The 24,059-nt window shown below is 41.0% G+C and carries 21 protein-coding genes and 2 pseudogenes; 14 read left to right on the top strand and 9 right to left on the bottom strand.

All coding sequences use genetic code 11. From position 1 onward, the window contains the following. Positions 1-15: 15 nt before the first annotated feature. The 3 genes from L6494_RS14950 to L6494_RS14960 all read left to right on the top strand — a co-directional run bounded on the left by L6494_RS14950 (position 16) and on the right by L6494_RS14960 (position 4,075). On the top strand, positions 16-999 hold the full coding sequence (locus L6494_RS14950; protein ID WP_237988502.1) for an ABC transporter ATP-binding protein: 984 nt from the start codon (positions 16-18) through the stop codon (positions 997-999). 488 nt (positions 1,000-1,487) lie between these two features. Further along, positions 1,488-2,984: an SLBB domain-containing protein gene (locus L6494_RS14955; protein ID WP_237988503.1), complete on the top strand. Its 1,497-nt coding sequence runs from the start codon at positions 1,488-1,490 to the stop codon at positions 2,982-2,984. A gap of 263 nt (positions 2,985-3,247) precedes the next feature. Continuing rightward, on the top strand, positions 3,248-4,075 hold the full coding sequence (locus L6494_RS14960) for an SPFH domain-containing protein (RefSeq protein WP_237988504.1): 828 nt from the start codon (positions 3,248-3,250) through the stop codon (positions 4,073-4,075). Positions 4,076-4,296: 221 nt separating this feature from the next. Here the strand turns inward: L6494_RS14960 and folP are convergent, their stop codons facing one another. Both folP and tpiA read right to left on the bottom strand, forming a co-directional pair. Then, positions 4,297-5,154 carry a dihydropteroate synthase gene (folP, locus tag L6494_RS14965; RefSeq protein WP_237988505.1) on the bottom strand — a complete coding sequence of 286 codons (858 nt, stop codon included), beginning with the start codon at positions 5,152-5,154 and terminating at the stop codon, positions 4,297-4,299. 79 nt (positions 5,155-5,233) lie between these two features. Continuing rightward, positions 5,234-5,959: a triose-phosphate isomerase gene (gene tpiA, locus L6494_RS14970; RefSeq protein WP_237996017.1), complete on the bottom strand. Its 726-nt coding sequence runs from the start codon at positions 5,957-5,959 to the stop codon at positions 5,234-5,236. A gap of 231 nt (positions 5,960-6,190) precedes the next feature. On the opposite strand from tpiA, the pseudogene L6494_RS14975 reads away from it, so the two are divergent. Next, a pseudogene (locus tag L6494_RS14975) lies at positions 6,191-6,314 on the top strand (RNA-guided endonuclease TnpB family protein); the annotation flags it as partial. Between the two features lie 78 nt (positions 6,315-6,392). Here L6494_RS14975 and L6494_RS14980 read toward each other — a convergent pair. Together L6494_RS14980 and hemF are read right to left on the bottom strand one after the other, a co-directional pair. Beyond that, positions 6,393-6,761, bottom strand: a complete 369-nt coding sequence (locus L6494_RS14980) for an STAS domain-containing protein (protein ID WP_237996019.1) — start codon at positions 6,759-6,761, stop codon at positions 6,393-6,395. Between the two features lie 459 nt (positions 6,762-7,220). After that, positions 7,221-8,261 (bottom strand): oxygen-dependent coproporphyrinogen oxidase, encoded by a 1,041-nt coding sequence (gene hemF, locus L6494_RS14985; protein ID WP_237988506.1) that lies wholly within the window; start codon positions 8,259-8,261, stop codon positions 7,221-7,223. Between the two features lie 407 nt (positions 8,262-8,668). Here hemF and L6494_RS14990 point away from each other — a divergent pair, with 407 nt between their 5' ends. The 8 genes and pseudogenes from L6494_RS14990 to L6494_RS15025 all read left to right on the top strand — a co-directional run bounded on the left by L6494_RS14990 (position 8,669) and on the right by L6494_RS15025 (position 18,141). Further along, a complete protein-coding gene (locus tag L6494_RS14990; RefSeq protein ID WP_237988507.1) occupies positions 8,669-9,193 on the top strand; it encodes an SRPBCC family protein in 525 nt (174 codons plus the stop codon). Positions 9,194-9,361: 168 nt separating this feature from the next. Beyond that, entirely contained in the window at positions 9,362-10,432 is a 1,071-nt protein-coding gene (locus tag L6494_RS14995) for an Mrp/NBP35 family ATP-binding protein (RefSeq protein ID WP_237988508.1), read from the top strand. A gap of 233 nt (positions 10,433-10,665) precedes the next feature. Further along, positions 10,666-11,982, top strand: a complete 1,317-nt coding sequence (gene rodA, locus L6494_RS15000; RefSeq protein ID WP_237988509.1) for a rod shape-determining protein RodA — start codon at positions 10,666-10,668, stop codon at positions 11,980-11,982. Between the two features lie 92 nt (positions 11,983-12,074). Next, positions 12,075-12,272, top strand: coding sequence for an NAD(P)H dehydrogenase subunit NdhS (locus L6494_RS15005; RefSeq protein WP_237988510.1), 198 nt, complete (start codon positions 12,075-12,077; stop codon positions 12,270-12,272). Between the two features lie 120 nt (positions 12,273-12,392). Then, positions 12,393-13,048 (top strand): annotated as a pseudogene (locus L6494_RS15010) (HAS-barrel domain-containing protein). Between the two features lie 143 nt (positions 13,049-13,191). Then, positions 13,192-15,330 (top strand): cation:proton antiporter domain-containing protein, encoded by a 2,139-nt coding sequence (locus L6494_RS15015; protein WP_237988511.1) that lies wholly within the window; start codon positions 13,192-13,194, stop codon positions 15,328-15,330. Positions 15,331-15,661: 331 nt separating this feature from the next. Beyond that, positions 15,662-16,597, top strand: a complete 936-nt coding sequence (locus L6494_RS15020; protein ID WP_237988512.1) for a UDP-glucuronic acid decarboxylase family protein — start codon at positions 15,662-15,664, stop codon at positions 16,595-16,597. 149 nt (positions 16,598-16,746) lie between these two features. Then, the gene (locus L6494_RS15025; protein WP_237988513.1) at positions 16,747-18,141 is read left to right on the top strand and encodes a UDP-glucose dehydrogenase family protein; all 1,395 of its coding nucleotides are present in this window, start codon (positions 16,747-16,749) and stop codon (positions 18,139-18,141) included. 375 nt (positions 18,142-18,516) lie between these two features. On the opposite strand, the gene L6494_RS15030 is transcribed toward L6494_RS15025, so the two are convergent. The 5 genes from L6494_RS15030 to L6494_RS15050 all read right to left on the bottom strand — a co-directional run bounded on the left by L6494_RS15030 (position 18,517) and on the right by L6494_RS15050 (position 22,189). Beyond that, the gene (locus L6494_RS15030; RefSeq protein WP_237996021.1) at positions 18,517-19,311 is read right to left on the bottom strand and encodes an LmeA family phospholipid-binding protein; all 795 of its coding nucleotides are present in this window, start codon (positions 19,309-19,311) and stop codon (positions 18,517-18,519) included. Between the two features lie 272 nt (positions 19,312-19,583). Further along, on the bottom strand, positions 19,584-20,831 hold the full coding sequence (locus tag L6494_RS15035; RefSeq protein WP_237988514.1) for a ribulose bisphosphate carboxylase small subunit: 1,248 nt from the start codon (positions 20,829-20,831) through the stop codon (positions 19,584-19,586). A gap of 96 nt (positions 20,832-20,927) precedes the next feature. Then, positions 20,928-21,308 carry a type II toxin-antitoxin system VapC family toxin gene (locus L6494_RS15040; protein ID WP_237988515.1) on the bottom strand — a complete coding sequence of 127 codons (381 nt, stop codon included), beginning with the start codon at positions 21,306-21,308 and terminating at the stop codon, positions 20,928-20,930. Beyond that, the gene (locus L6494_RS15045; protein ID WP_237988516.1) at positions 21,305-21,532 is read right to left on the bottom strand and encodes a type II toxin-antitoxin system Phd/YefM family antitoxin; all 228 of its coding nucleotides are present in this window, start codon (positions 21,530-21,532) and stop codon (positions 21,305-21,307) included. The genes L6494_RS15040 and L6494_RS15045 overlap by 4 nt, the downstream gene beginning before the upstream one ends. A gap of 45 nt (positions 21,533-21,577) precedes the next feature. Beyond that, on the bottom strand, positions 21,578-22,189 hold the full coding sequence (locus L6494_RS15050; RefSeq protein ID WP_237988517.1) for a GDSL-type esterase/lipase family protein: 612 nt from the start codon (positions 22,187-22,189) through the stop codon (positions 21,578-21,580). Positions 22,190-22,213: 24 nt separating this feature from the next. On the opposite strand from L6494_RS15050, the gene L6494_RS15055 reads away from it, so the two are divergent. Together L6494_RS15055 and gvpA are read left to right on the top strand one after the other, a co-directional pair. Next, positions 22,214-22,462 carry a hypothetical protein gene (locus L6494_RS15055; protein ID WP_237988518.1) on the top strand — a complete coding sequence of 83 codons (249 nt, stop codon included), beginning with the start codon at positions 22,214-22,216 and terminating at the stop codon, positions 22,460-22,462. 521 nt (positions 22,463-22,983) lie between these two features. Next, positions 22,984-23,199, top strand: a complete 216-nt coding sequence (gene gvpA, locus L6494_RS15060; protein WP_010996411.1) for a gas vesicle structural protein GvpA — start codon at positions 22,984-22,986, stop codon at positions 23,197-23,199. Positions 23,200-24,059 lie beyond the last annotated feature (860 nt).

The raw sequence follows: 24,059 nt of genomic DNA on the forward strand, positions 1-24,059 counted from the left end.
GTTAATTAAACTCAAATGAAGTCTGTTAAAGACACTGCTGATGCTCAACTGGCTACTATAGATACCCCGCCAGTAGTCATTACTTCTGATTTAAGAAAGGTCTATCGCACTGGCTTTTGGATGAATCAACAGATTGTCTCCCTCAAAGGCTGTTCTTTAACGGTTTATCAGGGGGAAACTTTTGGTTTACTGGGGCCTAATGGTGCAGGGAAGACAACCCTGTTAAAACTATTGCTGGGAATTATCCGGCCTACTGCTGGCAAAGGTTTATTGTTGGGTCAACCTTTAGGCGATCGCAACGTCAAGCAACGCATTGGCTATTTAAGTGAAAACCCTTACTTGTACGAGTATCTTACAGGCTGGGAGTTCTTACAGTTAGCCGCCGGATTATTCCAAATTCCCTCTAGTGTACAACGTCAACGCATTCCACACCTACTAGACTTAGTGGGTTTATCGGTAGCTGATGCACGCAAAAAACAGATGCGTCGCTACTCCAAAGGGATGTTACAACGTGTGGGTATGGCGCAGGCATTAATTAACGATCCAGACTTAATCTTTCTGGATGAGCCGATGTCTGGACTAGATCCCCTCGGACGCTACCGGATGCGGGAAATTATCTTGTCCCTCAAAGCCGCCGGGAAGACGATTTTTTTTAACAGCCATATTCTCAGTGAAGTAGAACAAATTTGCGATCGCATCGCTATTCTTTCTCAAGGCGAATTAATCTGTATCGGTTCTCTAGGGGAACTATTAGGCAGAGATGAAATATATCATGTCAAAGGTGAAGGGGGTGATTTGGCAATCCTCAAAAAATGGCTACCGAGTATAGTATTTGAGCCTGATGGTTCTTGGCACGGGACATTACAAGCAGATTACTATGACTTTCTAGGTAGTTTGCGCTTAATGGGTGGAAAAGTAATTTCAATACACCTATCGCGGCAATCTTTAGAAGAGTTTTTTATCCAACAGATTAGTGAACTAAATCACGTTGTTAATTAGTACAACAGGGTGAACATTTAAGATACAATCTTCAATAGCTAAAAATCCGCGAAATCAAGGTTTATTATTTTGCTTGCTTGTACTAATATGCTGTATGTTTATTTTCCAGGGTCATTAAAATGTATGACTTTAGATAGGTTTACAAGTTACTGATTAAGAATATGATATTTTTCACTTTATTGTGCATTTATTGACACAAAAATATGTGCCAATCATGCCTAATAATGTTGCTTGAGAATTAGAAAATATAGTGTTTTTAGCTACCTTTTTTAAAACTCCATAAAATCAGGCAACACTATAAATAAACTATAGTATTTCTAGCAGTTATTCTTGCAACTAAGTTTACTAAAAATTCAAACATATTTTCCGGAAAAGATAACTTTTTAAGGAAAATAAGATTGTCGGGAAACCTAAATACTTAAGTATAGTCAAGATTAAAATGTTTAGACAATACTTTATCACTTGTAGTCTCAGAGTCTAAGGTAAATATGGTTAACACAGGTTCGCTGAAATTTCTAACCCAGCCAGCTGTGGGTGCAGCTTTATTAACAGCTGTTCATCTCATTCTGCCGTCTGCTAGTTTAGCTCAGGGACAATCAGTATCTCCTAATTCACAAACAGTACCTGCAACTAGAGCGCAAGTATTTCCTAATTCCCAACCCGTATCTCCACAAATCCAACAACCAGATACCAGGTATCTATTAGGAGGCGGAGACCTCATCCGTGTAAATGTCTTTGAAGTACCCGAATATACGGGTGAATACCAAATTCCTCCAGGTGGAGCTATTAACCTACCTTTAATTGGTAGTGTTTCTGTTCAGGGATTTACCACTGAACAAGCAGCTGATATCATCACCGAAAAATATCGCAAGTTTTTGAAACGTCCCCAGATTTCTATCAATCTTTTATCTCCACGTCCTATTAATATTCTCGTGGCCGGAGAAGTCACCCGTCCAGGTTCTTACACCTTGAGTTTGGCAGGAGGTGCAGGTAACAATCCGGGGGTACAATACCCAACTGTATTAGCTGCATTGACAACAGCGCAAGGAGTCACCTTAGCAGCAGATGTGACTCAAGTTCAGCTCAAGCGCAAAACAGGAAATTCTACTGAGCAACTTGTGACTCTCAATCTCAAACAACTGATAGAAACAGGTAATACAGCCCAAGATATTACCTTAAGAGATGGTGATGTTATAGTTGTGCCAACAGCAACCTCTTTTAATGTTGCAGAAGCACGCAATTTATTTGCTGCTAACTTTGCGGCTAGTCAAACCGCACCGCGCACAGTTGCTGTGATTGGTGAAGTATATCGCCCCGGTTCTTACCTTGTCTCGGCAGGTTCAACAGATGCACAGAATGGTGGCGCAGCAGGCTCTGGTTTGCCTAATCTGACACGAGCAATTCAATTAGCTGGTGGGATCACATCTCAAGCGGATATTCGTAATATCAAGCTACGCCGACCCACAAGAACCGGTAAAGAACAAACTGTAGATATTAATCTTTGGCAATTGTTACAAACTGGGGATATCAATCAAGACATAATTGTCCAAGATGGAGATACGATAGTTATTCCCACCGCTACCGAGATTAGTCCAGCAGAAGCTACTCAATTAGCTACTACTACTTTATCTCCATCCAGAATTCAAGTTGGGGTGGTAGGTGAAGTTAAGCAACCAGGAGCAGTACAATTGCAACCCAATAGCTCCTTAAATCAAGCATTACTAGCAGCCGGTGGGTTCAATGATGCTAGAGCGAGTAAGGGGAGTGTAGAGTTGATTCGCCTCAACGCTAATGGTTCAGTTACTAAGCGTAATGTAAAAGTTGACTTCAAACAAGGAATTAATGAGGAAACTAATCCCATCCTCCGCAACAATGATGTTGTCGTAGTTAACCGCTCTGGTATAGCTAGAACTGGTGATGGTCTCAATATTTTAGCGGGGCCTCTAGGTATTATCCTTAATCTTGGCAGATTGTTCGGTTTGTAACTTTACTTCAGCAATTGGGGACGGAAGTTAATTCTTTTCGTCCCCAATTTTGTATGGGTATAATTTTTGTATATTTTATTGAATAGATAACGCGATCGCTACATCACGCTGAAAAATTTTAATTTTACCTTTATACGGAAAATATTTTTTACCCCATTCTGGTTTAATCTAGTTACAAACTTCAAACATTAGACTTAAATGTAAAACATGGTATTACCATGTCCTTTAAACTAAAATCTCCTTAAAAGCTAATAGGAGCATATATGGAGCCAATTATTGCTGTAGTCTTAGCACTTATAGCTTATGCCTTAGGATCTGCCAAAATTATCAACGAAGGGAATGCAGCCTTAGTTGAACGATTGGGAAGAAAACATCGCACACTCACGCCAGGTTTAAACTTTGTAGTACCTCTGGTGGATCAAGTTGTGATGGAAGATACCACGCGAGAACAGTTCATAGATATCCAGCCGCAGAATGTGATCACCAAAGATAATATCTACTTAGAAGTTGATGCTGTTCTGTTCTGGAAAATCAAAAATATTGAGAAAAGCTTTTATGAAATTGAAGACTTGCAAGGTTCACTCAAACAGCTAGCTACAACTACACTTAGGGAAATTATCGCCCAGAATACCGTAGAAGAAACCAATGTCTCAAGAGCAGAGATGGATAAAGCCATCTTAGACCAGTTGAACAGCACAACAATGGACTGGGGAGTTGAGATTATCCGGTTAGATATGCAAAGAATTACACCACCGGAGAGTGTACGCAAGTCAATGGAAGAGGAGAGAGCGGCGGAAATCAAAAAAAGGGCATTGATTACTGAAGCAGAAGCCGAGAAAGAAGCTGCCATCAAAAAAGCGGAAGGAACTATGACTTCCATACAGATAATTGCTGAAGGCTTACGTAGCAATCCCGAAACTAAAGAAATTTTGCGTTATTTAGTGGCACAAGATTATATCAATGCTAGCTATCGGCTGGGAGAAAGCTCAAATGCCAAAGTTGTCTTTGTAGACCCTGGAAAATCAGGTGAATTAATGAAAGAAGTGATTGCTGAAACTGTTAATACTGAAGGCAATGGTAAAAATACTTAACATAGTTAAGTCTAGCTGTAAAAAGGGTTTGGGGATTGAAAAAGAAAGATTTTGATTGATTTCCTCTTTCTGTGGTTATTGATAGCAGGCGCACCACCCCTGAAGAATGAAAAAACTTCTTATCCAGTCCCCAGTCCCCAGCGATGCACTGAGCAGTTCGACAGGCTCACTGTATCACTTGTCGTTCGCGGAGCGTCTCGCAGAGAAGTGTCCCCAGTCCCCTATCCCCCGTATTGTTTCTCTCGAAAGATTGCATCAGCAACTAGAGATACATCGCGCATTTCCTGGATATCGTGAACTCGGAGGATATCAGCACCATTCAAGATAGCCGCACAACACGCCGCCGCCGTTCCCCAAACTCTGGCTTTCGGATCTGGTTGATTTAAAATCCGACCGATAAAACTTTTGCGGGATACCCCCACCAAGATAGGACAATTGAGCGATCGCAATAAACCCAATCGCCGCAGAATTTCTAGATTTTGCTCATATTTCTTAGCAAAACCAATACCGGGGTCAATGATGATTTTTTCTCGTTCCAGACCCAAATCAGTTGCTATTGTGATCTGTTGAGCTAAAAAACTAGAAATTTCTCCTAATAAGTCCTGATACTCAGTCATTTGTTGCATCGTCTGGGGTGTCCCTCGGATGTGCATCAACACAATTGGCACGCCTAAACTAGCTACGGTGGGCAACATTTGGGGGTCAAATGTGCCGCCAGAAATATCATTAATAATATCTGCCCCAGCCTCTACAGAAGCTTTAGCGACAGATGCCCTAGTTGTATCTACTGATATGGGGACAGAAATTTTTGACCGTAGCACCTCTAATATTGGGACTACCCGATTTAGTTCTGCTTCTAGGCTGATTTGCTCTGCACCTGGCCTAGTTGATTGACCACCCACATCGATGATATCAGCACCAGCCGCTACCAAGGCCTCAGCCTGGGATAGAGCCGCAGCAGGAGTATTAAATTTACCACCATCACTAAAACTATCAGGTGTCACATTCAAGACACCCATTAAATAAGTACGCTGTCCCCAGTCGAAACAGCGATCGCGTATTATTAACTTGCTGTACATATAAAATTTAGCCAACAGTCAACAGTCAATAGTGATTTAAACACAGACTAATGACTATGGACTATTGACTGTAAAGGGGTTAATGATAGTTGACAATGCGGGCAAAACTCTCAGGTTCAAGACTTGCTCCGCCTACAAGTACACCATCGATTTCTGGTTGTGCCATAATCTCATCGATGTTAGTTGGCTTTACTGAACCACCATATTGAATTGGGACATTAGGATTTTTTAACTGGCTGCGAATCAAGCCAATAACTCGATTAGCTTCTGTCGCTTCGCAAGTGTCGCCAGTACCAATTGCCCAAATTGGTTCGTAAGCAATTACCAAACTTTCCTGATTAATATCAACTAAGTCTTTTTCAAGTTGGCTAATAATCAGTGATTCAGTTTCCCCAGCGTCTCGTTGCTGCTTAGTTTCGCCTACACAAAGAATCGGGGTTAAACCATACTTTTGGGCAGCTTTCAGGCGTAAATTCACAGTTTCGTCCGTTTCACCGAAGTATTGCCGTCTTTCACTATGACCGACAATTACATAACGGACACCAAGTTCTAACAACATGGGGCCAGAAATTTCACCAGTGTACGCACCACTTTCTTCCCAGTGGACATTTTGCGCTCCCAGTTGTACAAGACTCCCATGTAAACTCTTGGACAAAACGCTCAGGTCAGTGAAAGGAGGACATAAGACCACTTCCCGCTCTGCAAGCGTTTCTTGTAAGGACGGCAGAAACCCTGTTAAAAACTCTTGTGATTCTGCCTGGATTTTAAACATTTTCCAGTTACCGGCAATAACGATTTTCCGCACAGGTGATTTAGTCAAGTTCTTAACGCTACTAGATGCACTTTTCACTCTACTACTTTTTCGGATCAACCGATGCAATGGTTCAAGATTCCCGTGATGAAATAGTACAGCGTAAGTTCGGCGGAGTGAATTGGCTATGGTAATAGGTTAGAGGTTCAATTCCAGAATAGGCGATCGCCAACAAGTATCTGCTTTATCTCAAATCTCGGATGGACACAACACAGGTTTTTGTGGGGTAAAAAAGTCTTTTCAAAGTTTCAGAAAAACTGCCGATAAAACCTCTGGATGGAAACTTTCGCCAAATAGGAAAGCCATCACATTTCCAGACAAAAAGAATATCGGGACTCCCAAACTAAAATATCCCAAAAATTAAGCGTGTCCGAGTAGTGAGTTAAAAGAACCACTCGGTACTTATAACTCATCACTCAACACACTTTTAGCTAGCAATACTGCGAGGTACACCTTCTAAGGCTTCATCTTCAGTTTCAAAAATTTCAAACACTGTATCCATCATTGTCACTTCAAAGACAAGTTTGGCTTCTGGATGAACGTTGCAAATACGGAAACTGCCCTTGACTTTATCAGCATCACGCATCCCAGCAACCAAAGAGGTCAGACCGGAACTATCGATAAAATTAACTTGTCCCAGATTCACCACTATATGACAGCTCAATTTAGAAATACATTCCTGCAACTTCAGGCGAAATTGCCAAGCTGTGGTGATATCTAGGCGACCTGCTGGGGTCAAGATAATAACTGTATTACCATCTTGAGTTGTATAAGTTGTTTGTTCTATTTGAATCACTAAGCCCCCTGTGGCACTCATCTTAAAATTTACTGTGGCTAAGTTATACTAATTCGTCAATTCGTAATTCTTAATGGGTTACGCCCCGCTATGCCCCGCTACGCTAAAGTAATTCGTAATGGCCTAGTACAGCAGAGCGTCAAGAAACAGACAATTTTCAATCGTTAAAAGCCTTAATATATAGGAATTTTGACTTTTGACTTTTGACTTTTGACTTCTTCATAGAGGTACTAGGTGCTTACGTTTAGTAGTTTAACTCACCAAATCTGTGCTGAGTACCCTGTAAAAAATACTTAGTCAACCAGACAAAATAATTTTGACTCCATCATAGATGAGTTATTTAGAATTACCCAAGGCAAGTAACTATTCCACAGAGTTACAAAAATTTGCAATGGACTTCTTTCCCAAATGCTATAGCGAAGATCCCACTCCGCTAATAGCACTTTCAACTCAGCACTTTTAATGCGATCGCCAATTAATCCAATCTTGGGGCTTGAGGAATGTATTATACAGTTCTGCTTCAGGGGTATTAGGTTCTGGTTGATAACCGTATTCCCAACGCACCAAAGGTGGTAAGGACATCAAAATCGATTCTGTCCGTCCGTTGGTTTGCAAGCCAAAGATTGTGCCTCGGTCGTAAACCAAGTTAAATTCTACATACCTACCCCGACGGTAAAGTTGAAAATTGCGTTCGCGATCGCCATATTCCATCCCATGACGGCGTTCAACGATGGGTACATAAGCGGGTAAAAAGGCTTTACCAGAACCTTGAACAAAGCTAAACAAATCTTCCCAATTACGTTGTGCTGGTACTCCGACTTGGTTACTGTATTCGGCTGCATCCCCTTGAGGATTAGGGCCGCGATACAAAAGCCCTTGTCCATCTTGGTAATCGAAAAATAACCCGCCTATACCTCTGGTTTCACCGCGATGTTTGAGGTAAAAATATTCATCACACCAACGTTTAAAGACTGGGTAATATTCTGGGTGATGTTGATCACAAGCCTGCTTTAATGTGTTGTGGAAATGGGTAGCATCTTCCGCAAAGGGATAATAGGGTGTTAAGTCAGCACCACCACCAAACCACCACACAGGGCCAGCTTCAAAATAGCGGTAATTGAGGTGAATTGTAGGAACATAAGGGTTACGGGGATGTAACACCAAAGATGTACCCGTAGCGTAAAAGCCATGCCCTTCTGCTTCTGGACGCTGGGCTAAAATTGAAGGAGGTAGATGAGAACCCCAAACTTCAGAAAAATTTACACCGGCTTGTTCAAATATTGCACCTTCACGCAGTACGCGCGATCGCCCGCCACCTCCCTCTGGACGTTCCCAACTATCTTCTTGAAAAGTACCTCCGCCATCTAGTGCTGCTAGTGCTTGTGTAATTTCATCTTGCAACTGTTTCATAAATTGACTGACACGCGCCTTAGCATCAGTCACTGGTAAAGACGTAGATAATTTTGTTTCTACAGTTGGGGTATGCGAATTAGTTACCATGAGATTCCCGAAACTAAATTATATTTTCCAAAACAGCCACAAATTTTCATTTTAAAAATTTGTGGGCAGCACGAGCCAGAAATAAGGCTCAACTTGCCCAAACAGTCTTTTGCTTGTGAAACATTTATATGATCAATGGGCATGACTAGAATTATTTTCCCTCAAATGCGTATAGGCTTGTATATTGACTAAATTTTTGTTGTACTTCTTGATGGGAACATTCTGGTGCATTAGTCTACAAACATCTTGAGTGCTGAGTGCTGTTAGCGGTAGCGCGGCGTTTAGCCGGTGCTGAGTGGGGAGTGGGGAGTATTGAGTGCTGAATGGGGAGTATTGAGTGCTATTAGTTAAGAGTAGCTGAATATGCCAGAGTTACCAGCAAGCTTGTAGCGAGGAAGATTAGGCAAATGAGAGCTTGGTTATCCAAATTTGTCCAGCGCAAACACCGTCGATTTTGCGTTTCTCTGGTACGGACATATAGAGAAATTAGTTATGCTTCTGTAGATGATCTCTGGCAAAAGGTAGTTGACTTAACAGATGTTTCCTGGCATCCACTACTCAAAAGTACCAACGTCCCCTATGGATTAGTACCCAAACCCGGATTAATTTACCAAGCAGTAACACGCTTTTCACCAATTCCGATTAGGATTTTTGTGGAGCGAGTCAACCCTAGAGAATTGCTGAGTATCAGAGTGATGGCAATTCCTGGCGTAGAAGAACGAATTACTTACCAAGTGGAATCCACGGTTTGTGGTACTTATTTATCTTATTCAGTCACCCTACGAGGCTGGTTATCTCCGCTTATTTGGTCGTTTTCCCGTCCCTACGCGGATCGTGTGGCACGTTCTTTAGTCGAAGCCGTAGAAAAAGCAGCATTGCAAGCAGTATCAGCACAGAAAAAACCAATGAAGGGCATTGGGGACTGGGGATGAGGAAGTCAAACGTCAAAAGGCAAAAGGCAAAAGTTAAAAGACATCCCTAAAGAAAGTTAAGATTCTATTAGGTGATAATAAAAATTTTAAAATTTTGTTACGCCGATCGCAGAGAACACAGAAACTAATTACTGCTTTAGATTTCTTCATTTTGAATTTTGAATTTATATGTATGATGTCCTTGATGCCCAATCTGTTTTAGAAGTGTTGCGGCCAGTGCAAGACCCAGAACTGCGAAAGAGTCTCGTAGAACTGAACATGATTCGCAATGTCAAAATCGCAAGTGGTAAGGTAAGCTTCACTTTGGTTTTAACCACACCCGCCTGTCCCCTGCGGGAATTTATCGTTGAAGACTGTGAAAAAGCAGTGAAACAGCTGCCTGGGGTGACAGATGTCAGTGTAGACGTAACAGCAGAAACACCCCAACAAAAGAGCTTACCTGACCGCAATGGTGTTCCGGGGGTCAAAAATATTATTGCTGTCTCCAGTGGTAAGGGTGGTGTCGGTAAAAGTACGATCGCAGTTAATGTGGCCGTAGCGTTGGCACAAACGGGGGCAAAAGTCGGCTTACTAGATGCGGATATCTACGGCCCCAATGATCCCACCATGCTCGGACTAGCGGATGCTCAAATTGTGGTGCGCTCCACAGATAAAGGTGAAGTTTTAGAGCCTGCCTTTAATCATGGTGTCAAATTAGTCTCAATGGGATTTTTGATTGACCGAGATCAGCCTGTGATTTGGCGTGGGCCAATGTTGAATGGAGTCATTCGCCAGTTCCTCTATCAAGTGCAATGGGGCGAATTAGACTATTTAATTGTTGATATGCCCCCCGGAACAGGTGATGCTCAGTTAACCTTAACTCAGTCCGTACCAATGTCAGGGGCAGTAATTGTTACTACACCGCAAACTGTAGCACTGTTAGATTCCCGTAAAGGGTTGCGGATGTTCCAACAAATGAATGTGCCTGTATTGGGAATAATAGAAAACATGAGTTATTTCATTCCTCCCGATATGCCAGATAAACAGTACGATATCTTTGGTTCTGGCGGTGGTTCTAAAACTGCAACTGAGTTAGGAGTACCCTTGTTAGGTTGTGTCCCACTAGAGATTGCGACTAGAGTGGGTGGTGACAATGGTGTACCGATAGTTATTGCTAATCCAGATTCAGTCTCAGCCAAAGCCCTAAAAGCGATCGCATTAACTATTGCTGGTAAAGTATCAGTCGCAGCTTTGACATAATCAATTCTAATTTCTGTCTGATTCCTAGGCCACAACCTAGGAATACAGAGTTATTCATAGTGATAAGTAGAACGACTTGAAAAAACCAAAATATGTAAAGTAATGTAAAAAAATTACATTTAGTTCGTAGTAAGGACTTTAGTCCTCTCATCAGGACTAAAGTCCTTACTACGAACCTTCAATTATTTACACCGTTCTACTTACATCTAATTGCTAAACTTTAAAATCCCACAATGTTATTGAAACGTTCGCTCCCCAAAATTCGCTGGAAGTATTGGGTTAAGCCTTGGCAGCAAGTAGACTGGCTTTTATTTTTATTAGCTGTTGGTCTCAGCATATTTGGCGGACTGATGATCCTCAGCACCGAACTTAAGCAACCTGTTACAGACTGGTGGTGGCACTGGTTAGTTGCTGGTATTGGTACTTTCATCGCTGTTTTTATCGCCCGGTTTCGTTACGAAAACTTACTCCAGTGGCATTGGATAACATACGCACTCACTAACCTTAGTCTAATTGCGGTGATGATTATCGGCACTACTGCCAAAGGCGCACAGCGATGGATAAGCGTAGGGGGTTTTAATATCCAACCCTCAGAATTCGCTAAAGTAGGGATAATCATTACCTTAGCGGCTTTATTACACAAAACTACGGCAGCTACTTTACCCAACTTTTTTCGAGCTTTGGCATTTACGGCTGTACCCTGGTTATTAGTATTTACTCAACCTGATTTGGCAACATCACTAGTATTTGGAGCGATCGTTTTAGGGATGTTGTATTGGGCTAATGCTAACCCAGGTTGGTTAATCCTGTTGATTTCTCCTGTAGTCGCGGCAATTTTATTTGGTATATCTTGGCCATTATCACAACCCCTATTAGTTTTTCACGAAATATCGTTGGGTCTTTTAGGTTTAATGTGGTCAATTGCTATGGGAATTTTAGGTTGGCAAACTCTCCCTTGGCGGCGGTTTGGTATTAGTGGTATTGGTGCTTTGTCACTCAATATGCTAGGTGGTGAACTGGGGGTCTTCGCCTGGAATAATATTTTGAAAGAATATCAAAAAGCCCGCCTGACAACCTTTTTACGCCCTGGACAGGATATATTAGGTGCAGGTTATCACCAACATCAATCGCGCATTGCTATTGGTGCTGGTGAGATGTGGGGTCGGGGTTTGTTCAAAGGGCCAATGACACAACTGAATTTCGTCCCTGAACAGCATACAGATTTCATTTTCTCGGCGGTAGGTGAAGAATTTGGTTTTGTGGGATGTTTAGTGGTGTTATTTGTCTTCTGTTTGATTTGCTGGCGATTACTGCACGTTGCTCAAACAGCCAAAGATAATTTTGGTTCTTTGTTAGCGATCGGTGTTTTATCGATGATTGTGTTTCAGTTGATAGTAAATGTAGGTATGACCGTGGGTTTAGCACCTGTAGCTGGTATACCTCTACCGTGGATGAGTTACGGTCGTTCTGCTATGCTGACCAATTTCATTGCTTTAGGAATAGTAGAATCGGTAGCAAATTTTCGCCAACGTCAGAAGTATTATTTTTGATTGAAATACCTGAACTGTGAACTATTGACTCTGGGCTATGAACTCCTCACAAGTATTAAGCTAGTAACAGGAAATAACTGAGGAAATAGGTCATGATATTACCTGGAGCAACTGTTCGTGTCAAAAATCCCGCAGATACTTACTATCGCTATGAAGGATTAGTACAGCGTGTAAGCGACGGTAAAGTAGCTGTGTTGTTTGAAGGCGGTAACTGGGATAAAATCATTACCTTTCGCCTATCGGAACTCGAACAAGTAGAAATCACCACTGGTAAGAAAAAAGGAAAATAAATTAGTCCTGAGTCATTAGTCACTAGTCTTTTACTAATGACTAAGTGACTCAGAACTCACAACTCAGAACTCACAAATCACAACTCACAACTCAGGACTCAGGACTCACAACTAATAAAGATGCGTCTTCCTCTACCACAGTTTGACACAGGCGATCGCCACCCTAACCACATTGCGGAGGTGATTGAAACTACTTCTACTGAATTTCTGGCACAGTGTTTAGAACCGGAAGACTTGAGCTTCCCATCGATGCCACCTTTTGGTAGTTGGGTGCGGGCTGTGGATGAGGAAACAGGTAATCAAGTCTATGCTGTAGTGTATTATGCAACTACAATGCCTGTTGATTCCGTCCACCGAGCCGTGGCTTTAGGTTTATCATTGCAAGATTTGCGTGAGGAACAACCCCAGATATTTGCCATGCTCAAAACGGAATTTCGGGCGGCGATCGTCGGATTTGAGAAGCCTTCGCTAATTCCAGGTGCTAACCAAATAGTTTATCAGTATCTACCACCCCGTCCCCCCAAATTCATCAAGCTGTTTATCGGTGCGAACCAGAATTAATAGTTAAGTTCACAGAAGAAATAGATTTTTTGCGGACGTTACTGGCAATTAATGGCGCACCAGTGGACGCTTTAACTGCTGCGGCAATTAGGGAGGTTTATCAGCTACGCAAAGCTGATCGTGAATGGCTAATTAAAGCCGGACGCACCCTTAGTATACTCCTCAAAGACGATTACGATCGCCTAAGGTTCATTTTGAGCCAGATCCACCCATAGGCAGTGAGTTATAAAAAAATTGCCTAGATAATATAAGTTTCCAGTGTGTTGATTTTTTAGGGTAGCTTTTACTGTTATTGACGATTTTAGAAAATTACTAAAAGGTAATCATAGCTTCACCATTGCCCCTTCAACTCCTACCTATGGAACGAATATTACCAGTTCTTGCTCTAGAAGCAACTACCCAAGTTCTGGGACAAGAACCGATTGTTCCCTTTGCTATTTTGCTGGTAGTCATCTTAGTCATACCTATTCTATTTGAGCGTCTGAAATTACCAGGAATATTTGGTTTAGTTTTCTCTGGATTAGTTCTTGGCCCATCAGGATGGGATCTATTTCAAACCGAATCAGTGATGATTAACCTGCTAGCAGATATTGGTCTAGTTTATTTAATGTTTGTAGCAGGTTTAGAAGTAGAAATTGAGCAGTGGCGAAGGCAGAAAAACCGCGCATTAGGCTTTGGCTGCTTTACCTTCAGTGTGCCGTTTTTTCTAGGAACTTTAATTGGGAAAATTTTTAATTTGAGCTGGCAAAATTCAATATTAGTCGGCTCTCTATTTGCTTCTCATACTCTTTTGGCTTATCCTCTCATCAGTCGCCTGGGTGTAATCAGTAATGAAGCTGTCACTACCACAATTGCAGCTACAGCTTTTACCGATGTTGGCGCACTTCTAATATTAGCAGTTTGTGTTGCTATATCCCAGGTGGGACTATTTAGTTTAGCTAAAATATTCAGCTTATTGGGCTGGTTAATTGTTTATGCAATTGTTATTTTGGTGGGCTTTGATTGGGCAGGTAAAGAATTTTTTCGCCGTTCAGGAGACGATGAAGGTAACAAGTTTTTGTTTGTGCTGTTGGCTGCCTTTTTAGCTGTGATGGGAACTCAATTTATTGGGGTAGAGAAAATTGTTGGCGCATTTTTAGCAGGTTTAGCAGTCAACGAAGTTGTAGGTGAAGGGCCAGTTAAAGAAAAAATATTATTTATTGGTAATGTTTTATTTATCCCGATTTTTTTTATTAATCTGGGCTTACTTATTGAACTACCGAGTTTAATCAACAATCCGGTTATATTCAAGTTATCTATTTTAGTTATTGTTGGTTTGCTGGCTGGTAAATTTATTGCGGCTTGGTTAGCAAAACTCATATATCGGTATAACTGGCAAGAAATGATCACAATGTGGTCATTATCAATCCCGCAGGTGGGTACAACATTAGCTGCAACATTTGTAGGATATAGGGCTGGACTGTTACCGCCAGAGTTTTTAAGTAGCTTTGTCATCTTGATGTTAGTAACATCTATTTTGGGGCCATGGATTACTAGTCGCGCAGCTGTAGCTTTAACCCCTCAACCTGTCACCGCCACAGTAGCTGTAACTTTTCCACCACCGCTACCAGAAGCACCCCGCACCGATACTTTTACAATAGTTGTACCTATTTATAATCCTCATACTCAGCAGTATTTGGTGGAAATGGCGGCATTATTAGCACGTCAGGCAAAAGGTAGAATTATTCCATTAGCGATCGCGACAGCTGCGGCTCAGATGGATGCACCACAATTAGAATCCTCTGTGCAAAGAAGTGAGCGTTTGTTAACAAAAGCCACAACCCAAAGTCAAGTCTTAGGTGTAGAAGCAGAACCGTTGCTGAGAATTGATGATGCCTTCGCACCCGGAATTAGCAGAGCCGCCCGTGAGCAAAAAGCCAATTTAATTGTTATGGGTTGGGGTAAACGTACCGGGTTAAGAGCGCGGTTATTTGGCAATGTTATTGATGGTGTACTTTGGGCATCTCACTGTCCGGTAGCTGTGACAAGGCTTGTAGATTCACCCCGCAAAATTCAACGCATCTTAGTACCATTAGAAAATCTTATCACTCCTGGATTACAGCCGGTGCAGTTGGCTCAGATGCTAGCAGAAGCTAATCAAGCCCAGGTGACAGTATTAAATGTATGCGATCGCCGCACCAGTTCCAGTAAAATTGCATCTCGGCGATCGCATCTTTCCGATTTAGTATCTCATTTATCTTTGGTAAATCCACCAGAAATTCAAATTATTGCCCATGAAAATGCTGCCCAAGCCATCTTGCAAGCAGCAAGATTATATGACTTAGTAGTGTTGCCCTTTACCCGTAATCGTACAAGTCCTAGTGGATTAGCTATCAGTGATGTAACAACTCAGCTAGTCAGACAAATCACCTGCTCAATTGTTATGCTGGGCGAACCACAGCAGATACCAACAGGAATCACGACACCAGGAATTACTAACAGTATAACCCGTGTATAAAAAACTGATTGTGGCATTAATCCAAAATCTAAAATGCCCATTCCCCAAATTTGACAATTTTGTCTAACGAAGACTTTATTTTGTTGAAGATTTGATGAATTTTAAGTTAGGCAAGCACAAAGTTTAAACGATGTTTGTTATTTTGCTAAATGAATTAGCCGTAATACTCAATATAATGTAATAGAAATAAATACATAGTAAAATTGCTCAATTATTCAGTGTTAGATTTTGGATTTTCCCTGTTGTTTCTGTATTTTCATACTTAGACTGGGTACTCTAAATTAACAATATCAACAACAGCTAGCAATATTTTGTAAGTAACTGAGAAAATATGAGAATTTTGGTGACGGGCGGTGCTGGGTTTATTGGTTCTCATCTGATTGACCGACTTATACCTGAAGGGCATGAAGTCATCTGCTTAGATAACTTCTACACAGGACACAAACGTAACATCCTCAAATGGATGAATCATCCCAACTTTGAACTCATCCGCCATGACATCACCGAACCAATTCGGTTAGAAGTAGATCAAATTTACCATCTAGCTTGTCCAGCTTCTCCAGTACATTACCAGTACAACCCTGTAAAAACCGTTAAAACTAACGTCATGGGAACACTGAATATGCTGGGATTAGCCAAGCGCGTTAAGGCGAGATTTTTCCTGGCTTCTACTAGCGAAGTATACGGAGATCCAGAAGTTCACCCCCAACCAGAAGAGTACAGGGGTAGCGTTAATCCTATTGGTTTGCGTTCCTGCTATGACGAAGGTAAGAGAATCGCTGAAACTCTAGCATTTGACTACTACAGACAAAATAAAGTCGATATTCGAGTTGTCCGTATATTTAACACCTACGGGCCAAGAATGTTAGAAAATGATGGGCGGGTTGTCAGTAATTTTATAGTTCAAGCCTTGCGAGGTACACCTCTAACTGTCTATGGTGATGGCTCACAAACTCGCAGTTTTTGCTATGTATCCGATCTAGTGGAAGGATTTATCCGCTTGATGAATAGTGACTATATCGGTCCACTCAATTTGGGTAATCCTGGTGAATACACGATTTTAGAATTGGCTCAAGCTGTGCAGAATTTAATTAACCCAGATGCAGAGATTAAATTTGAGCCTTTACCTGCTGACGATCCTCGTCGTCGCCAACCGGATATCACAAAAGCAAAAACCCTGTTAAATTGGCAACCGACTATTCCTCTAGAAGAAGGATTAAAGATAACAATAGAGGATTTCCGCGATCGCGTCAAAAATAGCGTCTAGATTTCACGTCGTCGATGCTACGTTTAGATACAGGTTTAATCTATTTGTCAACCGTAGTTATGTAGCGGTTTTCCCTAAAAGAGTTTCAACGTTGTAATTAATACTTCGTTTCTGAATAAAAGCCCCAAACAAAGTGAGGAGTTCAAGAAATGCGTGTTTGTGTAATAGGTACTGGTTACGTTGGCTTAGTTACAGGTGCTTGTTTAGCTCATATTGGACACGATGTTATTTGTGTAGACAATAACGAAGAAAAAGTCAAACTGATGAAATCTGGGCAGTCGCCAATTTTTGAGCCTGGACTATCAGAAATTATGCAGTCTGCGATTCAAAGTGGAAAAATCGAATTTACCACGGATTTAGCTGCTGGCGTTACCCACGGAGAAATTTTATTTATTGCCGTAGGTACACCACCTTTGCCCACTGGTGAAAGTGATACTCGTTATGTTGAAGCTGTAGCCCGTGGGATCGGTGCTAACCTCAACGGTGGTTATAAGGTAATTGTGAATAAATCCACAGTACCCATTGGCTCAGGTGATTGGGTGCGGATGATTGTGATGGACGGTATTGCTGAACGCGAAAAAACTCTGGTGACAGCCGGTGGGGGAACTAGTGAAGATCAACTACCTGAGCTAGTACCTCAGTTTGATGTCGTCAGTAATCCAGAGTTTTTACGGGAAGGTTCAGCAGTATACGATACATTTAACCCTGATCGCATCGTCTTAGGTGGCAATAGCACTAAAGCCATCTCCATGATGCAAGAACTGTACTCCCCCATTGTGGAACGCAAGTTTGCTGAAGACAAATCTTTACCTCCCGTAGCTGTACTAGCAACAGACCTCAGTTCAGCAGAAATGATTAAATACGCTGCTAACGCTTTCCTCGCTACTAAGATTAGTTTTATTAACGAAGTAGCTAACATTTGCGATCGCGTTGGTGCTGATGTTACCCAAGTAGCAAAAGGTATTGGTTTAGACTCCCGCATTGGCAGTAAGTTCTTACAAGCTGGTATTGGTTGGGGTGGTTCTTGTTTCCCCAAAGACGTTTCCGCGCTGATTCATACTGCTGATGACTATGGCTATGAGGCTCAGTTATTAAAATCTGCTGTTACTGTCAACGAACGTCAGCGTCTCATTGCGCTAGAAAAACTTCAGCAAGTGCTAAAAATCCTTAAAGGTAAAACTGTTGGTTTATTAGGTCTTACCTTCAAGCCTGATACCGACGATTTACGCGATGCACCAGCACTAAATTTAATCGAACAACTAAACCGCTTGGGTGCTAAGGTCAAAGCCTACGACCCCATCATTTCCCAAACAGGAATGCGTCATGGTCTTTCTGGTGTACTAGTCGAAACTGATGCTGAACGTTTAGCTGATGGCTGCGATGCTTTGGTACTCGTCACTGAATGGCAACAGTTTAGCTCTCTTGATTACACCAAGATGGCACAATTGATGAGCAACCCTGTAATTATCGATGGTCGTAACTTCCTCGACCCCGAAACAATGATCCGCGCAGGATTCCAATACGTAGGTGTTGGTAGAAGATAGAAAATTAGCACGTAATTAGTTTTATAGCGGTTCTCGCTTTAGTGAGGTATAAGAACCCCACCCCCAACCCCCTCCCCGCAAGCAAGGAGGGGCTATGATATAGCTCATGTGATTAGGAAACGCTATATATCCCAATTAAAGACCGCCTAGAAACTTCTAGACGGTCTTTAATTACGAATTACCAAGCCCCGTTGGGGCGGGTGTAGGGGTGTAGGGGTGTAGGGGGAAGAAAGAGCAGCCAACCTAACCCTTGGGTTAAAAGCCCTCTTCTTTGGGACAACGGTGTTTGGTTCTTTTTTAATCCCCGTCCAACACCTTCAACCCCTACACCCTTACACCCTTACACCCCTACACCCCTACACCCCTAATGAAGAATTACGAACTACGCGGAATCCTTTCAATTTCTGCATAACCACTAAAAATCAACCTCTGACCTTCAGTTTCTAAGCGATTGAGGCGCATTTTTACCCCATCCAGGTCAAAGCGATCCAAATCAACCATATTATCTAAAATTTCCGCTAATGCTAGGCTCAAAGTTTGTGATATTTCTTTTTGGGCTTCTGGTACTTGGTCAAGCTCAATTTTGGGATCTTTAAAAGCAATCCGGCGACGCTTTTCTACAGAAAGGCTTAAAGTCATTTGTAGTGGTATCAGTTCCCCACTGTTTAAATCTGCCTTAGCTGACAGTCGTAGGCGACTTTGCGGTAATAGCTGTACTTGCACCTCGGTAAACGATACTGGCTTACCACCGGATAATTCTGTTAAAGCAGGTACAGAGAGATTAATTAGGCGTTTTTTGACCAGTTCAGCATTAAAAGCTTGGTTGATTCCATCCTCGGATAATACTATTTGAGCGATCGCCTGAGTTGGTTGCTTAAGATTTAATTTCCCACTTAACACTGCACCAAAGTCAATAGCCACCGCATCCGTTTCAAAAGACATTTCTTCTACAGCAAAATCCCTACGGATAACCAAGCCGCGACCACTCATTTTAAAACTATCGATACTGCCTTGCAACAGTTTGCTGGAGGGATAGCAGCGCACAAGGACTTCTACCAACTCGCTTTGGGTAAATAAATGGCGAATCGTTTGGCTGGCGACCGTGTTGAGCATTTTTTCGCCCCAATCAGTGCCTTTAGGATCTTGTAAACCAGTTAGTCCGCCGAACATTTGGTTGTGGGTCTCTAGAAGTTCTTTGTACTTTTGTAACAAAATGTGAACGATACCGCAAGCGATCCCGTGATTAAATGTGCTGATAGTTTGACTTGGGATAACTGATGATAGAAAAAACAGGGTAAACCAACCCCCTTTGGGGGAAGTCAAAACTCAAAACTCAAAAATATTCATTCACCTATCACCTGTCACCTGTCACCTGTCCCCTGTCACCTGTCCCCTGTCACCTGTCACCTGTCACCTGTCACCTATCACCTGTCACCTATCACCTAATTTTTCCCATTGGGTCGTTGAATAATGGTCTCGACGACTCGCCGCTTCGCTTTAGGGTCAATTCCAACCAAACGCACGTACTCACCGCTATATTCAGCTAAACAAGCTTCTAAAGCGGATATAGCGTCAGATTCAGCATCAATGTGAATAGTACCGCAACTCTGCCAAGAACCTATGCGGAAGCGGCGTTCATCTACGTGTTCAAAATTAATTTGATGACCTTGAGATAAAATTTGCCGGATTTGTTCTTGTGTCTCTAAACTTAAGTGGCTACTAACACTATGGTGCGTTGGTGAACCATTAGTTGAAGGCTGAATTTTTGGTGTTACTTCAGGTAATGGTGCGGGTTGATAGCTTCTACCTCTATTCAGACGATTGTATTCATCCACTAACTGGGAAGTTTCTACTCGTTGTTGTTCACCCACGATGAATTTCCCAGACTCGATTAAGTGAGAGAGGTTAAAATTGGGCTTTTTAAATGCTGGTGGACCTTCTAAGCTATTCACGACACGTGAAGATATACCCTCATACCCTACTTGATGGATAAATTGGCGGATTTGTTCGTCGTAAATGCGCGATCGCAATGCACTATAGAAATCAATAGATTGATTAGGAAACGTATCAACTAGTTGTTCAATTTCCCTGGGTGAGATTCCATCTTCAGCAAAAATCCCGCCAACAATCCCCACTTTGTCATCACGGTTAGGATCCCAATAAAACTTCTCCATCCGTCCATCCCGAATTAATGGCGCATAGAGTGTGGAAAAATCATTCCCTGTAACAATAATGGGGACGCGTCTTATCGGGTTCGAGTCATAGCTTCCAGGTAACTGCACATCTGTAGGATTATCAGCAATATTCATTAGTGTGGCATTCACCAACTGAGTATTTACAGTGTATTGAGTCCCTTCGTCAAAGCGTCCTGCACCTGCATCTAAATCATTAATCATCAGTACGCACATTTTACCGCGTACTTTAATCAGTTCTGCTGTTTCCCGATAGCGTAGGCGGATTAACCGTGCTGGATCTCCCGCGTCTGGACTTTCTAATTCACCGCCAGAGATGAGTGTGACTTCTATACCCATCTTTTCAAAAGCTAACTCACATTGAAAGGTTTTTCCTTCGCCCTTGCGTCCATGAATTCCTAAAATTAAAGGGACTCTAATACCAGGAATATTCAAGAAGTTCTTGGTGATGTGAACAGCAAGTTTGTCTAAAAAGCGCGGAGCAATATAATAAGCCACAAATTTATCCCTGGTTAAGTTAATATTTATTAAAATTAATGCTAAGTTTTTTTGGGGTCTAATGTTTATTTATCTTTCGGTAGAATTTAAAAAGTTCTACCATAAACGTTGTACAGGATAGGTATCAAAAATTGCATCTGCACTGAGAATAGGTATATTTTCTGCTATAGCTTGTGCAATCAACATTCTGTCAAAGGGGTCACGATGATGTAAAGGTAGTTGGGAAACAGCTAAAACATGATCAATTTTGATGGTAATTAATTGAATATTAGTCATAGTTATTTGCTGTTCGACAAAATCAGCAAAACTCGAATTTAAGTTGAGTTTACCAATACTGTGTTTGATTGCGATTTCCCAAACACTGATAATGCTTAAGACATTTTCATTCCTTTCAATTTGCGATCGCACATTACCAGTTATTCGAGGATCACCCATAATAAACCAAATAAACGTATGGGTGTCCAGTAGTTGTCTCATTCCATATACTCCTTAAAATCTTCTAGTGGTTCATCAAAATCATCAGATATTGTAACTATTCCCTTAGCACTACCAAATTTAAGGCGGCGTTTAACTGGCAATACAGGAGTTAATTTTACAACAGGTTGATTATCTTTAATGATGATAATTTCCTCCCCCTCAAGTGCTGCATCAATTAAGTCTGACAAATGTTGAGATGCTTCAGCTAAAGTAATTTGTGTCATAATTTTTGCCTAAATGAGTGTCGCTGCATCTAGTATAGGCAATTTTTATCTAAACCAATTTATCCACGCATCCCAATTGTCAACAATTTGGGCAAATTCTCTATAACCTGCGGCTCTGGGATGTGCGCCATCATAATTTCTGGCTTCTTCTAACCAAATATTGGACTTATTCAATATGGAAAAAACGTTCAGATAAGGGACATTTAATTCATAACAAATTACTGCAAATTCTTCAGATAAATTAGCAATTCTTTGATTTTGTTTCTCATCGCCACATGGTGCAGTGCTAATCATTAAAACAGGATATAACTGTTGAGCTTCACTCAAAATACTATGGATATTTTCCAATGATTCTGTGATATCAACACGAGGTTTACCATTTTCGATAGTTGTGTCGTTTGCTCCAAGGGAAAATACTACCCTACCATCGTATTCTTTGGGTAAACGATACGAAACTTCTCTGAGCCAACGATGTCTCAGTTCTGTACTCGTTTCCCTCCTTACGCCTAAATTATAGTAGGTGATATCATGACCTTTTTTGTTAGCATTTACACATATTCTACCTGTCCAACCCAAGCATTCTGGATCACCTGTCCCATTAACAAATGATTCGCCTAGAAAGCAAATTCTGAATTGTGATATATGTTTTAAATTCATAAAATTTTATGGTTTTGTAAATTTGTGTTAAAAACTGCGAGTATTCCCGCAGATATTCTGGTGAAATTGCGCTCCGATAAATTGACCCCTGGGCGAGTTGCTCAAGCTATGGGAGGAGTTTTTGCGGTGATTGGTACTCCCACAAGCTCACCCAAACCTCGCGGAAAGTCCCCTGGTTGGCAAACAGGGAAAAAGCGTCACAGTAGAAACCGATGCCCCATTGTTAAAAAAACAGTAACTCCACCACGTAAAGAACCATCTATTGCGGTTTAATTAGAGTTTAAGCGATCGCACCAGGCACAGCATAAATGGTTATAGACATTAACTTTTCCCCCTTCCCTAGTAGGGAAGGGGGTTAGGGGGTTAGGTTTCGCGTTAGCTTTTCCACATAACCTGAAAAGTCAGAGTTACTTCGAGGATAATACTAGCCTTTGAGATACTCCCACGGTTTTAAAATGGGTGATTTTGGGTTCAAACAGTTTCAATCCATATTTGGAGTTTAAATACATTCCAAAACTGTTTAAATAAAAAGAATTACACTATAAATTACAAAACAAACATAAAGCAACATAAAAACTTAGATTAAAAACAATAAAGCTATTAAATACATACAATTCAAACAATTAACTTCTATTTTTTGCTTACATTATCCAAAGGTTTCCCTTGGTTTAGCAATTTTTCTTCTGTCAAACTATTTACATACTGAAAACGTATGTTTAATATAAATTCAGTGGTGAGCAAAGACAGATGTCTAGCAACTACTCAAAATCAACAATGAGTTCAAGTACAAAAAAATGGCAGTCGAAAAAACTAATTCTTCTTCAAGCTTGGCAGAAGTTATTGACCGTATCTTAGACAAAGGTATCGTTGTAGATGCTTGGGTACGTGTTTCTTTGGTTGGGATTGAATTACTAGCTATCGAAGCTCGCATCGTGATTGCGTCTGTTGAAACCTACTTGAAATATGCAGAAGCTGTAGGTCTTACTCAGTCCGCCGCAATGCCTGCTTAATTCTTAAACAGATACCATAACATCAGCATTGTTAATTTGGTAATTCTCATGTTTATCTGCTTTTATCTGATTATCTAGATAGTCTTAAACCAAGATTTATCTGAAGATGAAAAGAAAAAAGCAGATATTCTTTTAGTTACAGGACTTACGCAAGAGTCACAATTGGTGGTTGGTGCGTGACGCTATAAGTCTCATAACTACGTTCAAATATTCTCGCAGCGTCACGCACCCTACAGAAAAAATATGCCAGTTGTGTAAGTCCTAAGTTAATTATTGGTTATTTTTTTATGCCTTATGATCGATTATGTAATTATATATTGGAAAATAAAATTGAATAAGAAAATCCCCTAATCTTCTAGCGAAAAAGCTAGTCAGAATAGGGGAAAGATTAAATTCAACAATGAGTTCTAATTTAAAAATTCAGATATAAATACCCTGGGCTATTAATTATTTCAGTATAAGACCTACCAAAGCTTAAAATTCTACTCAATCTTTGTGGCATTTAATAACAATTAACTCCTTTATTGGGAGGAGTTAATTAGATGACAATACTTATTGATAATCCCTGTATACAGGATAACACAAAAAAATTAATTTTGCATATAATTATTTAATTTTTGATTTTAAAAATCTGTGCTAAATAACTCTTGCATAAATGCTTAATCTGTCATGTTGAGCAAAGCGAAACATCTCAACGATTCTACATTTCATTCAGAATGACACATCTCATTTTCGGACTTTTGCAAGAGGTCTTAGCTATTTCAGTAAGTAGCTATAATGAAAAATTTCTTCTCCAAATCCGCCAGCTTTTTCCAGTCAGATAGGCGCAAAAAGCGAATCTAAACAAAATTTGCCACTCC

Source organism: Nostoc sp. UHCC 0870 (genome assembly GCF_022063185.1).
Taxonomy (GTDB): Bacteria; Cyanobacteriota; Cyanobacteriia; order Cyanobacteriales; family Nostocaceae; genus Trichormus.